Origin of the sequence: Candidatus Thioglobus sp. (genome assembly GCF_029243085.1) — a bacterium.
Lineage (GTDB): Bacteria > Pseudomonadota > Gammaproteobacteria > PS1 > Pseudothioglobaceae > Thioglobus_A.
This window is the reverse complement of the sequence record NZ_JAQWSS010000100.1, coordinates 1-13,684: the sequence shown is the minus strand read 5'-3', so window position 1 is coordinate 13,684 and position 13,684 is coordinate 1. Positions and strand designations below refer to the sequence as shown.

Here is a 13,684-nt window from a genome sequence, read left to right as displayed (position 1 = left end):
GCGATACTGGTACAGATTGTATTGGTACAGCAATACGTCAAGGAGCAAAATCAGTGGTGAATTTTGAACTCATGTCTAAACCTCCTGTTGAGCGTGCTGATAATAACCCTTGGCCTTTATGGCCTTTAATCTATCGTGTAGATTATGGCCATGCTGAAGCGCAAAGTGTTTTTGGTGAAGATCCAAGACAATATCAATTAATGACCAAATCATTTGTTAAAAATACTGAAGGTAAGTTAGTCGGCCTGCAAACTATTAATGTTGAGTTTAACAATGGCCAATTAACAGAAATTGTAGGTACTGAAAAAACATGGGATGCGCAACTAGTATTGCTGTCAATGGGTTTTGTATCACCAGAACATTACTTAAGTGATGATGCACAAATTGATTTAGATGATCGTGGAAACTATCAAGCGGAATACGGTCAATATCAAACCTCACAAAAAGGTATTTTCACTGCAGGTGATTGTCGTCGAGGTCAATCTTTAGTTGTTTGGGCTATTGACGAAGGTCGTGGTGTTGCACAACGTGTAAACGAATATCTAGCTTAAATCAACCTGTAAATCACAAAATTTACTCCGATAAATTTAAATATACCCCCTAAGGGATAGGTAGTGATATCACTATAAAACAGTGACATTAACTTGCATTTACGTATAATTTGTCTCGTTCACATCTTTAAAGCGAACAGTTTTAAAGATTTATTAAATATATCGGAGAGATAAAATGGCAAAAGAGCTATATAACACACCCAACCTTGATGAGTTGGAAAATGGTCCATGGCCTTCGTTTGTAACTGGTCTTAAGAGATTAGCAAACGATTCACACCAAGGTGCTGACATGGCACGCGACGTACTAGGTACACTTGAAACATCTTACGTAACTAAAAAAGGTTACTGGAAAGGTGGTACAGTTGGTGTTATCGGTTACGGTGGTGGTGTAATTCCACGTTTTAACGAATTAAAAGATGATAACGGTGATTACAAATTCCCTGCAGCAGGTGAATTCCACACGTTACGTATTCAACCACCAGCAGGTATGCACTACACATCTACTCTATTAAGAGATATGTGTGATATGTTCACTGAGAACGGCGGTTCAGGTCTTATCGGTTTCCACGGTCAATCAGGTGACATTATGTTACAAGGTGCAACTGAAGAAACTACACAGAAGATTTTCAACGAATTCAATGCTTATGGTTTTGATATGGGTGGCGCTGGTCCAGCGGTACGTACTGGTATGTCATGTGTTGGTGCTTCACGTTGTGAAATGTCAAACGTTAACGAGCAGGCAGTATTACGTACATTAGTAAATGCATTCCTAGATGATATGCACCGTCCAGCATTACCATACAAGATGAAATTTAAAGTTTCTGGTTGTGCGAACGATTGTATGAACTCAGTACAGCGTGCTGACTTTGCAACAATCGGTACTTGGAGAGATGATATTAAAATCAACCAAGATCTATGGAAAGCAATGGTTGCTGACAAAGGTACTCAATACGTAGTTGACAACATTACTTCTCGTTGCCCTACTTCTGCAATGACAATCAACGAAGATACATCATTAACAATCGATAATAAGAACTGTGTTAAATGTATGCATTGTTTAAATGTTACTTCACCATTAACTCATAAATATATTGCTGAAGGTGATGTAGAGCCTATCTTAGCTACAGGCGACGATAAAGGTGTAATGATTATTATGGGTGGTAAGCGTACACTTAAGATTGGTGACTTATTCGGTTCAGTAGTTGTTCCATTTATGAAGATGGATAACGCTGACGATTTAGAAGCTATTGAAGATCTAGCTGGTGAAGTAATCGACTTCTTTGCAGAAAATGCACTAGAGCACGAAAGAACTGGTGAAATGATTGAGCGTATTGGTGTTGTAAACTTCTTAGAAGGTATTGGTATCAATGTTGATCCAAACATGATTAACCAAACTCGTACATCTTCATACGTTCGTATGGACGATTGGGACGAAGAAGCAGTTAAGTGGTTTGAAAATAAAGCTGAAGCTAACGCGTAAGACCCCCACTAGTTTTAAAAAAATTTAGGGCAATGTCAATTGCCCATTTATATCAAGGAGAAATATTATGGCAGTAGCACCAATTATGCCTATCGAATCTGGAGTTCCAGATCCTGTTCAATACATGCATCCAACTATGCGTCGTAACTACGGTCAATGGGCTTACCATGACCGTCCTCGTGCAGGCGTATTACGTCATACTTCAAAAAATAATGAAGTAATTTACACAGTTCGTTGTGGTACAGCACGTCAAATGGACGTTTACACAATTAAAAAGTTAGCAGATATTGCTGATGAATATGCTGATGGTTTTGTACGTTTTACTATGCGTTCTAATGTTGAATACATGGTTGCAGATGAGACAAAAGTTGAGCCATTAGTTAATGCATTAACTGAAGCTGGTTTCCCTGTAGGCGGTACTGGTCCATCAGTTACTATGATTTCACATACTCAAGGTTGGTTACACTGTGATATTCCAGGTACTGACGCATCGGGTGTTGTTAAGTCATTAATGGATGAAATGCACGAAGAATTTACTCGTGAAGAGATGCCTAACCGTGTTCATATGACAACTTCATGTTGTCAGATTAACTGTGGTGGTCAAGGTGATATCGCACTAAACATCCAGCATACTAAGCCACCTAAGATTAACCATGATTTAGTATCAATGGTTTGTGAGCGTCCTACGGTTGTTGCTCGTTGTCCTGTTGCTGCGATTCGTCCTGCAATGGTGAACGGCAAGCCTACATTGGAAGTTGATGAGAAGAAATGTATCTGTTGTGGTGCATGTTTCCCACCTTGTCCTCCAATGCAGATTAACGATCCTGAAAATTCTAAGATTGCATTATGGATTGGTGGTAAGAACTCTAACGCGAGATCTAAGCCTTCGTTCCATAAATTAGTTGCTTCTAATCTACCAAACAATCCGCCTAGATGGCCTGAAGTTGGTGCTGTCGTTAAGAACATCTTAAGCGTATACAAAGAAGATGCACGCGACTGGGAAAGAGTTGGCGAATGGGTTGACCGTATTGGCTGGCCTGCATTCTTTGAGAAGACTGGACTACCGTTCACTAAGTTCCATATCAATGATTGGAAAGGTGCACGTCATCAGTTGAACTCTTCTGCACATATCCGTTTCTAAGGTTTACTTGATATGAAGTTTGCAATTCAAGTAAATGAAGGTCCGTATCAGCACCAAGCGTCTGATTCGGCTTTCCAATTCGCTAAAGCAGCGATAGAAAATGGGCATGAAATTATGCGTGTATTTTTCTACCATGATGGTGTTAATAACGCGTCTCGTTTTACTCTACCACCTCAAGATGATCGTCATGTTGTTAACAACTGGGCATCTTTAGATATTAAAAATGCTGATGGTGAGCCTGAGTTAGTAGTTTGTGTTGCTGCAGCACTTCGTCGCGGTATGCTTGACGAATCTGAAGCAACCAAAAACTCTATTGAGGGAAATAACCTTCATCCTGCGTTTCGTATTTCTGGCTTAGGTCAGTTAATCGAAGCAGGTATTCAGAGTGATCGTTTAGTGGTATTTGGAGATTAAGATGGCTACAAAGAAATTTATGTATTTAAATCGCCGATCTTCATTTGGCACGGTTTATGCGATTGAATCATTAGAAGTGGTATTAATTGCTGCAGCTTTTGAGCAAGACGTATCTTTAGCTTTCATGGATGATGGTGTATACCAAATCGTTGAAGGTCAAGAAACTGACGGCATTGGCATGAAGAACTTTTCTAAAACTTTTCATGCATTAGGTGATTATGATATTAATAAGCTTTACGTTTCTAAAGAATCTTTAGAAGAAAGAGGCTTGTCAGAATCTGATCTTATGCCTTTAGTGTATGAAGACGAAGACGACGACTGGGAAGAAAAGCCTTCTGTTAAAGTTGTTACTAATGATGAACTTAAAGCAATTATGTCTGAACAAGATGTTTGCTTAAGTTTCTAAGAGAGGTTTTATATGTTACATACAGTAAACAAATCATCTTTCGAGCGTAATTCATTGCAATCTTGTTTAAACACAATTGACGATTCAAGCGTTATTTTGTTTATCGAAGATGGCGTGATTAATGCTGCGAACAATGCTAACTCATCAATGATTGCAGATTTAGCGGCTAATGGTCGTGTATTCGCTCTTCAAGGTGATGTTGATGCAAGAGGAATTTCTTCAAAACTGGCTGATAATATCAAATTAGTTGATTATTCTGGTTTTGTTGATCTAGTTGTTGAACATGGAACTGCGGTTTCTTGGGTTTAACTAAAATTTTTATATAGGAGTACAATTATGGCACAAATTTGTGGCGCTGAAGTAGATGAAGAGGGTTTCTTAGTAGACCTTAAAGATTGGAATGAAGACATTTGTAAGCAAATGGCTCAAGATGATGACGTTGATTTAACTGACGAACATTGGGATGTAATTAATTTCTTACGTGAATATTTTGAAGAGTACCAAATTGCACCAGCTGTACGTGTACTTACAAAAGCGATCGCTAAGAGAATGGGTAAAGACAAAGGTAACTCTAAGTACCTTTACTCTTTATTCCCTTACGGTCCTGGTAAGCAAGGTTGTCGTTTTGCCGGTCTTCCTAAGCCTACTGGTTGTATCTAGTTAGATACGATTAATGGAAAAACATCTGCGTCATTGCAGGTGTTTTTTATTTTTTAAACTTTAAGTTTGAGAGCAATATGTCAACTATAAGCATTATCTTTACCGCTTTGTTTTACATTTCCCTATTTATTTTTATTGTGGGCATGGGTAGAAAAATTTATCAATTTTCAGTTACCCCTGCACCCCTTAAAATTCCAACCGCACCAACTCCATTGACACAAACAGGTGTGGTTTTTAGAATGATTCGAGAAGTGACTTTATTTGAAAGTCTTTTCCGATCTAACAAATGGATCTGGTTTTTCGGATTCTTATTTCATTTTGGCTTACTACTAATCTTAGTTCGTCATTTACGTTATTTCATCCCAGGTGATTTACCTGAGGTGTTCATGTTAATTCAACCATTCAAGTACGCTGCATTCGCAATGGTTATTGGTCTTGTTGGGTTACTAGCTCGTCGTATTTTTGTACCTCGTATTCGTTATATTTCGGCGCCAAGTGATTATTTAATGCTAATAATGCTGTTAATTATTGGTGTTAGTGGTGTTGTGATGACATTTACTAGTAATCACACGGATGTCATTATGGTTAAAGATTTTGCCTCAGGCTTAGTTACATTTAATTGGTCAAATATGCCTACTGAGCTACACTTTATTATTCATTTGTTATTAGTATTTGTATTGTTAGCAATTTTTCCAATCTCAAAACTATTACATGTGCCAGGTGTATTCTTTAGTCCAACACGTAATCAGGTTGATAATGCACGTAAAAAGCGTCATATTTCGCCATGGGCATTAAAACAAGAACAAGAGCATAGTGTAAAGCTTGAACAAACATTAGGAAAGGACACATAAAATGGCTGCTAAAGAATTTGATATCCCTAAATTACCAACTTACGTTGAAATCCCTGAGCTTAATCCAGGAATTATGGAGGGCGAGGGTCCTTTTAAATCTTCTGATGAATTTCAGTCGCCTTTAGGCTTCCCTGGTGAGAAAGTTGACAATTGGCAAGAGGTTGCGATTGCCAAAATGGGTGAACTAAAGTCAAAATATCGCTCTGTACAAGTTTTTCTAGATTCGTGTGTAAAGTGTGGTGCTTGTACTGACAAGTGTCATTATTTCTTAGGCTCTTCTGATCCTAAGAATATGCCAGTAGCACGTCAGGACTTATTTAGAAGTGTATATCGTCGTCATTTCACTTTTGCTGGTAAGTATTTCCCTAAATTAGTAGGTGCAAAAGATCTTGATGATCAAATGCTTGATGATTGGTACAATTATTTTCATCAGTGTTCACAATGTCGCCGTTGTTCAGTATTCTGTCCATATGGTATCGACACTGCTGAGATTTCAATGGCCGCTCGTGAAGTGCTTGATAGTGTAGGTTTGGGTCAAAAATATTGTAATCAGATCCTAGGTAAGGCGTTAACTATTGGTAATAATCTTGGATTGCCTGAGCCTGCTCTAAAAGATACATTGCTTGATCTTGAGGAAGAAGTTGAAGAAGATTTTGGTGCTCCAGTTAAATATCCATTAGATGTAAAAGGCAGTGAAATCTTATTAATCACTCCTTCTGCCGATTTCTTCGCTGAACCACATATTGACGGTCTAATCGGTTACGGTAAAGTATTCTATCAAGATGGTGTTAGCTGGACAATGAGTTCATACGCGTCTGAAGGTGCTAACTTTGGTATGTTTATTGGTTCATATGATGTCATGCGTAAGGCAGCACTTAGAATTCGTAAGGCCGCTTTAGATCTTGAAGTTTCACGTGTTATGGTGGGTGAATGTGGCCATGCTTGGCGTGTTGCCTACAGCTTCTGGAATACGTTAAGTGGTGTTGGAGCTGGCGCACAGTCATCTGATGAGCATGCGATGAAATTACAGAACCAATTAGATCATCGCTACCCACAACCTCAACACATTATTGAATATACGCATGACTTAATTCAACGAGGGAAGCTTAATTTTGACAAATCAGAAAACGATGATCGAACTGTTACCTTCCATGATTCATGTAATGTTGCTCGCGCTACCAACATGGGCGGTATTGAAGGCGGTCAATTTATTCTTCCACGTGAAGTGATTAAATCTGTATGTAATAATTACATCGACATGGAAAGATCTACAATTAAAGAATCTACATTCTGTTGTGGCGGCGGTGGCGGTCTTTTAACTGATGATCTTATGGAGATTCGAGTTAAAGGTGCCATGCCACGAATGCAAGCACTTAAACAAGTAGAAGAGAACAATGGAGTTAATACTTTAGCGGCAATTTGTGCAATTTGTAAGTCACAATTTACTAAAGTGTTACCTAAATTTGATTTTGATCCATATATGATTGTAAGTGTTCACCAGTTGGTGAGTGCCGCAATTATTTTGGACAAACCACAAACTGAAACTGAAGATGCTATTGCAGCAGAATCAGTAGAAACTGAATAAAAACAAGGAGAATTATTATGCAAAAAAATGCTTACGGACAATCCACTAAAGGTGACAATCATACGTTTAGACTATATAAAGATGATGAGCAAGGTCAAGTACCTTGGAGTCAGATGATTTTTAAAGAGGACACTTCTCACAAATGTCCTACTTATGTTACCCAAACTCCTCCTTGTCAAGGTTCGTGTCCTTCTGGTCATAACATCCGTGGTTGGTTAGATATCGTTCGTGGTATGGAAAAGCCTGCTGGTGATATGACTTGGCAAGAATATGCTTTTAAACGTTCTACAGATGCGAATCCATTCCCATCAGTAATGGGTCGTGTTTGTCCGGCGCCTTGTGAAGATGGCTGTAACCGTAATGAAGTTGAAGATACAGTTGGTATTAATGCGGTTGAGCAATTTATTGGTGACAACGCTAAGAAAGAAGGATACACTTTTGAAATCGATGCTGCTGATACAGGTAAAAAAGTTGCGATCATCGGTGGTGGTTGTGGTGGATTAGCTGCAGCTCTAAAATTGCGTCGTCAAGGGCATGCTGTAACTGTATTCGAAAAGTTTGATCAGCTAGGCGGCATGATGATGTACGGAATTCCTGATTATCGTGTGCCACGTGACGTATTACATTACGAAATAGATCGTATTCTTGCTACTGGTGTTGAAACTAAAATGAACACTAAAGTTGGCGTTGATGTAACTGTTGAAGAGTTAGAAAAAGAATATGACGCAGTATTATTTGCCATTGGTGCCTGGACTGGCCGTTCTTTACCAATTCCAGGTGGTGATGCAGGAAACTGTGTTTCTGGTGTTGCATTCCTTGAGGCTTATAATCAAGGTCGTTTGCAGCATATTACTGGCAAAGTGATTTGTATTGGTGGTGGTGATACTTCAATTGACGTTGTATCTGTTGCACGTCGTCTTGGAAATATTACTAATGTTGCTGATAAAGATCGTCCAGAGCATATCATTTTTAATGATACTGCACATGATGTGGTGGACACTTCAAGTCGTTTAGGTGCTGATGTTTTATTAACAACACGTTCTACTATTGATGATATGCCTGCCGCACAAGAAGAAATTGATGATGCGACACGTGAAGGTGTTGAGATTCAAGGTCAGTTAAGTCCTGTTGAAGTTATTAAGAATGACGATGGTCGTGCAATAGCATTACGTTTTGTTCGTCTTGAAGAGGATGGTAGTACGCCTATCGAAGGCTCAGAATTTGATGTTGAATGTGAATTAATTGTTTCTGCAATTGGTCAAGGTGTGGAGTCTGAAGGTATTGATAATTCGTTCTTTAATGATTATGGCTTCATAGACGCTGATAAGAACTATCAAGTTCCTAATAAACCAGGTTTCTTTGTTTGTGGTGATGTTGTTCGTCCTCACTTATTAACAACAGCAATTGGTCAGGCATCAATCGCTGCAGAAAGTATTGATGACTACCTATCTGGTAAGGACCAGAAAGCGCGTAACAAGGTTGACGTACATTACTTTGATCTTGCTAAGAAGCTTGACGAGTGGGATCTGACACCTGAAGGCTACGAAGCAGGTGGTACAGCCGGTGAAGGTACTGATACTGCAGATTACGCGATTCATAACTACGAAGACCGTGCTTATGCATCAATTATCTCTCACACAGAATTATTCTTAGGTCATTTTGATAATGAAGATCGTAATGCTCGTAATCATAAATTAGTAGATGTAGACAATGTTTTAGGTAACTTTGAAGAGCGTTTAATTGGTTATAACGAAGAAGAGGTTCAAGCTGAAGCTGGACGTTGCATGTCATGTGGCCTATGTTTTGAGTGTGATAACTGTGTTATGTACTGTCCTCAAGATGCAGTATTTAAAGTTAAAGCTGATAAAGCAACTTTAGGTCGTTATGTAGATACTGATTACAATAAGTGTGTTGGTTGTCATATTTGTGCCGATGTATGTCCTACTGGCTATATTCAAATGGGTCTAGGTGAGTAATTCAATTTATTGAAGAGAGAGATTATGAATCGATGGATGGTTTTATTGTTAAGTTTAATGGTGACTAGTGTATTTGCACATGGCCATAGTGAGCATACGTTAGGTACAGAGGCAGACTCAATTAAGAGTTCTGACAAGACGTACCATCAAAGCATCTCTATGATTCGTAAAATGCACCCTGAGTTTTTGAATCATAAGCGTGACAAAACATTAAGACAAGGTGTGCGTACAGAAGAGTATTCGCTATCAGGTTGTGTTACTTGTCATGCTAGTAAAAAAGATCAATCAAACGATTATCATGCGATTGATGCTAGTGAACAATTTTGCTCTGATTGTCATCAAAAGGTGGCAGTCACAGTTGATTGTTTTAGTTGTCATAGGACAACCCCTGCAGAAGGAGTTAAATAATGGATAATACAATTAATCGTCGTGACTTTATCAAGGCTACAACTGCCACAACTGCTGGCGTTGCTACGCTAGGTGCTGGAATTACGTTAACTACCTATGTTAATGCTAATGAAAATCCAGTAACTAACGAAAAACGCTGGGGAATGTTAGTTGATACTAATCAATTGACTGAATCTGATATTGATGGCATGGTTAGCGCTTGTCAGAAAGAGCATGGTTGGGGTGATGAAATACACTCAACAGGTGATCAAAAAGCTGGTTGGATTAAAAAAGTTAAAGTAAAGGATACTGCCACACAACGTATCAGTAATCTTGCTTTAATGTGCCAACATTGCGATGAGCCGCCTTGTGTAGATGTCTGCCCAACTAACGCTTCTATGAAGCGTGAAGATGGTATTGTTTTGGTTGATAAGCATCTGTGTATTGGTTGTCGTTATTGCATGATGGCTTGCCCATATGATGCTCGTTCTTTTGTTCATGAAGATCTTACTGATCAAAAAGAACACATGCCACGAGGCAAGGGTACTGTTGAATCTTGTACCATGTGCGTTCATAAGGTTGACAAAGGTGAGCAACCTGCATGTGTATCGAGTGTTAAAAGCGATGCAGTGATCTTCGGTGATCTTTACGATGCAACAAGCAAAATTAATCAAACATTGAAAAAAGTACAAAGTACGCAAATCCGTGCAGATTTAAATCTGAATACGGGTGTACGTTACAGTGGAATTTAAGAGAAGTTTATGAGTATTATTCGTTACGAACAAACACAAGGTAAAAGTCTGGGTTTTTATGCGTTAATTGCTGGTCTTGGCGCCTTTATTCTTGCTGCATTGGGCAGTGTTTATTTTATGGAGCATAGTGGTCACCATGTTACTGGTATGAGTAATCGTATCGTTTGGGGCCTGCCACATGTGTTTGCATTATTTTTAATTGTGGCAGCATCTGGTGCGCTTAACATCGCCTCTATTGCTTCTGTTTTTAACAAGAAAATATATAAACCATTGTCACGTCTATCAGGTCTTGTAGCCTTAGCACTATTAGCCGGTGGTTTGATGGTGTTAGTGTTAGACTTAGGTCGTCCAGATCGTTTGATTATTGCTATGACTGAATACAATTTTGAGTCGATTTTTGCTTGGAATATTATTTTATATAACGGATTTTTTCTAATTGTTGGTGTTTATTTGTGGATGATGTTTGAACGTCGTATGAATAAATACAGTCGTAAAGTTGGTATAGCAGCCTTTACGTGGCGCTTAATCTTAACTACAGGTACTGGATCAATTTTTGGTTTCCTAGTAGCTCGACAAGCTTATGATGCTGTTATTATGGCGCCAATGTTTGTGGTTATGTCATTTGCTTTCGGTTTAGCATTTTTTGTACTCGTGTTAATGGCTAGTTACAAGTGGACAGAGCGTCCATTAGGTGATGCTATTGTTAATCGTCTAAGTAATTTATTAGGTGTGTTTGTTGCAGCGGTTATGTATTTTGTTGCTGTCTATCATTTAGGAAATTTGTATCTAGCTGAGAATTCTGCTGTTGAAAATTTCATCTTAGTTGATGGCGGTATTTATACGCAGTTGTTCTGGTATGTACAAATTATCTTAGGCGGTCTTGTGCCTTTAGCGCTACTTTATTCACCTATGACTAAGGGTAATAGATCTATGCTTGGCTTGGCGTCAGTGCTAGTGATTATTGGTGGTTTAGCTCAGCTATACGTTATTATCATTGGTGGTCAAGCGTACCCTCTTGAACTGTTCCCTGGTAAAGAAATTTTAGCAGGCTATGGTGGCATTGCTAGCTATGTTCCAACTGTACCTGAGCTAATGCTTGGATTGGGCGGTATGGCTGTTGCTCTTATTGCTATTGCATATCTTGTTAAGTTTTTACCTTTCTTGCCTGAGAGCTTAGCTGATGATGTTGCTAATCCACATCACAAGGGCTAATCTGACCAGGTATTAGGACAAATAGTGTCCTTTTATTTATCTGCAGCACACAAATCCTCAGGCAAAACAGTTGTTAGTCTGGGGATTTGTGGTGCTCTAAAAGCTAAGAATTTCAATGTACAACCCTTTAAAAAGGGTCCTGATTATATTGATCCTATTTGGCTGTCTCAGGCTAGTGGTAATTCTTGCTATAATCTAGATTTTTATAATATGACTAAAGAGGAAATTCTTGAGTTGTATGGTAACAATAATTCAAATTCCGATGTCTCTATTATCGAAGGCAATAAAGGTTTGTATGATGGTATGAATGTCGCTGGTGGTGATGCTAATGCTGATATGGCAAAGTTACTCAATATCCCAGTTGTTTTGGTAGTTGATACAACAGGCATCACACGTGGAGTTGCGCCTTTGGTCAAAGGTTATCAAGATTTTGACGAACATGTTACTATTGCTGGAATTATCCTTAATAAGGTTGCTGGTGAGCGCCATGAATCAAAGTTGATTCAAGCTATTGAGCATTACACAGACCTTGATATCATCGGATCTATTCGCCGTTCTAACGAGTTGATAATTGACGAACGGCATCTAGGGTTAATGCCTGCTAATGAAACACCACAATCTCAAAAATTTATTGATACTGCTTCTCGATTAATTAATGATCAAGTTGATTTAAACAAATTAATTAATTTGAGTAGTGCAAATTCTACTTCGATTTCAAAGCCTAGCCTATCCGTGACAACTCATCTCAATATAGCCATTGCTAAAGATAGTAGTTTTGGTTTTTACTATCAAGATGATTTAGATAAATTTAATGAATTGGGTGTTAACATTTGTTATTTCGATACGATACATGATGCTGCATTGCCTGATTGTGACGGACTATTTATCGGTGGCGGTTTCCCGGAAATGCAATTGAAAGCTTTAAGTGGTAATCAATCTCTTATAAATGATATTAGAAATAAAATTATAGCGGGTTTACCTGCTTATGCTGAGTGTGGTGGTTTGATGTATTTAACTAATAAAATATTGACTGATGAAGGCGAATACCCAATGGTTGGCATTATTGATGCAGACACCCAGATGACACCGAAACCAATAGGTAGAGGTTATGTTCAACTTGCTCCATTAGCAGACCATCCCTGGAATAATGTGGCTAGTAAAATTAAAGCTCATGAGTTTCACTATTCCAAATTAGAGAATATCGATCCAAATACACGTTATGCTTTTGAGGTTTTGCGTGGTGTTGGTGTGGATAATAAACGCGATGGAATTGTTAAGTATAATTTACTAGCATCCTATACGCATTTACGTACCCTTGCTGGTAATCAGTGGGTTACCCAATTTGTTGATTTTATAAATACCATTAAAGATAAACGATTATGATTACAATTACAAAAAAAGCGGCAGAAGAGATTTCTTTATCAACTCATAATCCAGATACACAAGGTCTATTGATTCGTTTTGCTGTTGATCAAACTGATAATGGCTTTCAGTATTTAATGGGCTTTGATGATCGTCATGAAGGTGATATTCATCTTGAGTCAAATGGGATTGAATATATTCTAGCTTACGAGCAAAAAGCTTTGTTGGAAGGTATGGTGGTTGACTTTGATCAAATGCAGGCAGGTGAAGATTATAGTTTTGTATTTATGAATCCAAATGACCCTGACTATACTGCACCTGAAAAAAAGCACGCACCAGAAAAATCTTAACTAATTATTGATAGTAGTTAAGAATGCCTTGGTATATCGCATTAGCGATTTTATCTTGCTCTTTATTATTATTTAAACGTATTTCCTCTTTCGGGTTTGAAATAAATGCGGTTTCAATTAAAACCGAAGGGATGGCCGGCGTTTTGAGGACGACAAAACCTGCTTGTTGAACGGTTTTCTTGTGTAAATAGCCAATTTTTCCTAATTGTCTTAAGATGTTTTTCCCAAGTTTTTTACTTTGAATGTTTCTATCTTTGCGGGACAAATCCCAAAGAATTTTATTTAAGTACTGATCGTTATTACTCATATTTTCTGTAACTCCAAATTGATCAGTTGTATTTTGTGAGTGTTCTAATTTCTTTGCAAATTTGGTTAAGCCACCTCGTTTAGATAAAGTGTAAATTGACGCACCCTTAGCTTTAGGACTGTCAACCGAATCAGCATGAATTGAAACAAGTAGTGAGGCCTTGTTATCCTGTGCAATATTAATGCGCTTGTTTAAGCTAACGTAGTAGTCTCCCGTTCTTGTTAGAATTGCTTTCATGTCACGCGTTTTG

The 13,684-nt window shown here is 38.3% G+C and carries 16 protein-coding genes; 15 read left to right on the top strand and 1 reads right to left on the bottom strand.

What is annotated here, in order from left to right:
* The 15 genes from P8M52_RS05825 to P8M52_RS05755 form a co-directional block, all read left to right on the top strand.
* On the top strand, positions 1–551 hold a 551-nt coding region (locus P8M52_RS05825; protein ID WP_300308672.1), incomplete at its 5' end, for an FAD-dependent oxidoreductase.
* 175 nt (positions 552–726) lie between these two features.
* Entirely contained in the window at positions 727–2,031 is a 1,305-nt protein-coding gene (dsrA, locus tag P8M52_RS05820; protein ID WP_300308670.1) for a dissimilatory-type sulfite reductase subunit alpha, read from the top strand.
* 67 nt (positions 2,032–2,098) lie between these two features.
* Positions 2,099–3,172 carry a dissimilatory-type sulfite reductase subunit beta gene (dsrB, locus tag P8M52_RS05815; RefSeq protein WP_300308668.1) on the top strand — a complete coding sequence of 358 codons (1,074 nt, stop codon included), beginning with the start codon at positions 2,099–2,101 and terminating at the stop codon, positions 3,170–3,172.
* Between the two features lie 12 nt (positions 3,173–3,184).
* Complete coding sequence (gene tusD, locus P8M52_RS05810) at positions 3,185–3,586, top strand: sulfurtransferase complex subunit TusD (protein WP_300308665.1); 402 nt, start codon at positions 3,185–3,187, stop codon at positions 3,584–3,586.
* A 1-nt stretch (position 3,587) separates the two neighbouring features.
* Positions 3,588–3,992 (top strand): sulfurtransferase complex subunit TusC, encoded by a 405-nt coding sequence (gene tusC / locus P8M52_RS05805; protein ID WP_291927149.1) that lies wholly within the window; start codon positions 3,588–3,590, stop codon positions 3,990–3,992.
* A gap of 12 nt (positions 3,993–4,004) precedes the next feature.
* Positions 4,005–4,301, top strand: coding sequence for a sulfurtransferase complex subunit TusB (gene tusB / locus P8M52_RS05800; protein ID WP_300308658.1), 297 nt, complete (start codon positions 4,005–4,007; stop codon positions 4,299–4,301).
* A gap of 27 nt (positions 4,302–4,328) precedes the next feature.
* Positions 4,329–4,652 (top strand): TusE/DsrC/DsvC family sulfur relay protein, encoded by a 324-nt coding sequence (locus tag P8M52_RS05795; protein WP_300308655.1) that lies wholly within the window; start codon positions 4,329–4,331, stop codon positions 4,650–4,652.
* Positions 4,653–4,729: 77 nt separating this feature from the next.
* Entirely contained in the window at positions 4,730–5,503 is a 774-nt protein-coding gene (locus P8M52_RS05790) for a respiratory nitrate reductase subunit gamma (RefSeq protein WP_300308652.1), read from the top strand.
* A 1-nt stretch (position 5,504) separates the two neighbouring features.
* Positions 5,505–7,088, top strand: a complete 1,584-nt coding sequence (gene dsrK, locus P8M52_RS05785) for a sulfate reduction electron transfer complex DsrMKJOP subunit DsrK (RefSeq protein WP_300308649.1) — start codon at positions 5,505–5,507, stop codon at positions 7,086–7,088.
* A gap of 17 nt (positions 7,089–7,105) precedes the next feature.
* Positions 7,106–9,064, top strand: a complete 1,959-nt coding sequence (locus P8M52_RS05780; RefSeq protein WP_300308646.1) for an NAD(P)-binding protein — start codon at positions 7,106–7,108, stop codon at positions 9,062–9,064.
* Positions 9,065–9,073: 9 nt separating this feature from the next.
* Positions 9,074–9,472, top strand: a complete 399-nt coding sequence (locus P8M52_RS05775) for a sulfur reduction protein DsrJ (protein WP_300308643.1) — start codon at positions 9,074–9,076, stop codon at positions 9,470–9,472.
* Positions 9,472–10,203, top strand: coding sequence for a sulfate reduction electron transfer complex DsrMKJOP subunit DsrO (gene dsrO / locus P8M52_RS05770; protein WP_300308640.1), 732 nt, complete (start codon positions 9,472–9,474; stop codon positions 10,201–10,203). Before P8M52_RS05775 ends, dsrO begins: the two co-directional genes overlap by 1 nt.
* Before the next feature lie 9 nt (positions 10,204–10,212).
* Positions 10,213–11,415, top strand: coding sequence for an NrfD/PsrC family molybdoenzyme membrane anchor subunit (gene nrfD, locus P8M52_RS05765; RefSeq protein WP_300308638.1), 1,203 nt, complete (start codon positions 10,213–10,215; stop codon positions 11,413–11,415).
* 24 nt (positions 11,416–11,439) lie between these two features.
* Positions 11,440–12,798: a cobyrinate a,c-diamide synthase gene (locus tag P8M52_RS05760; protein WP_363320164.1), complete on the top strand. Its 1,359-nt coding sequence runs from the start codon at positions 11,440–11,442 to the stop codon at positions 12,796–12,798.
* Entirely contained in the window at positions 12,795–13,127 is a 333-nt protein-coding gene (locus P8M52_RS05755; protein WP_300308635.1) for an iron-sulfur cluster biosynthesis family protein, read from the top strand. Before P8M52_RS05760 ends, P8M52_RS05755 begins: the two co-directional genes overlap by 4 nt.
* A 4-nt stretch (positions 13,128–13,131) precedes the next feature.
* Here P8M52_RS05755 and P8M52_RS05750 read toward each other — a convergent pair.
* Positions 13,132–13,684 (bottom strand): N-acetylmuramoyl-L-alanine amidase (locus P8M52_RS05750; protein ID WP_300308632.1); only part of this gene is annotated, 553 nt, incomplete at its 5' end.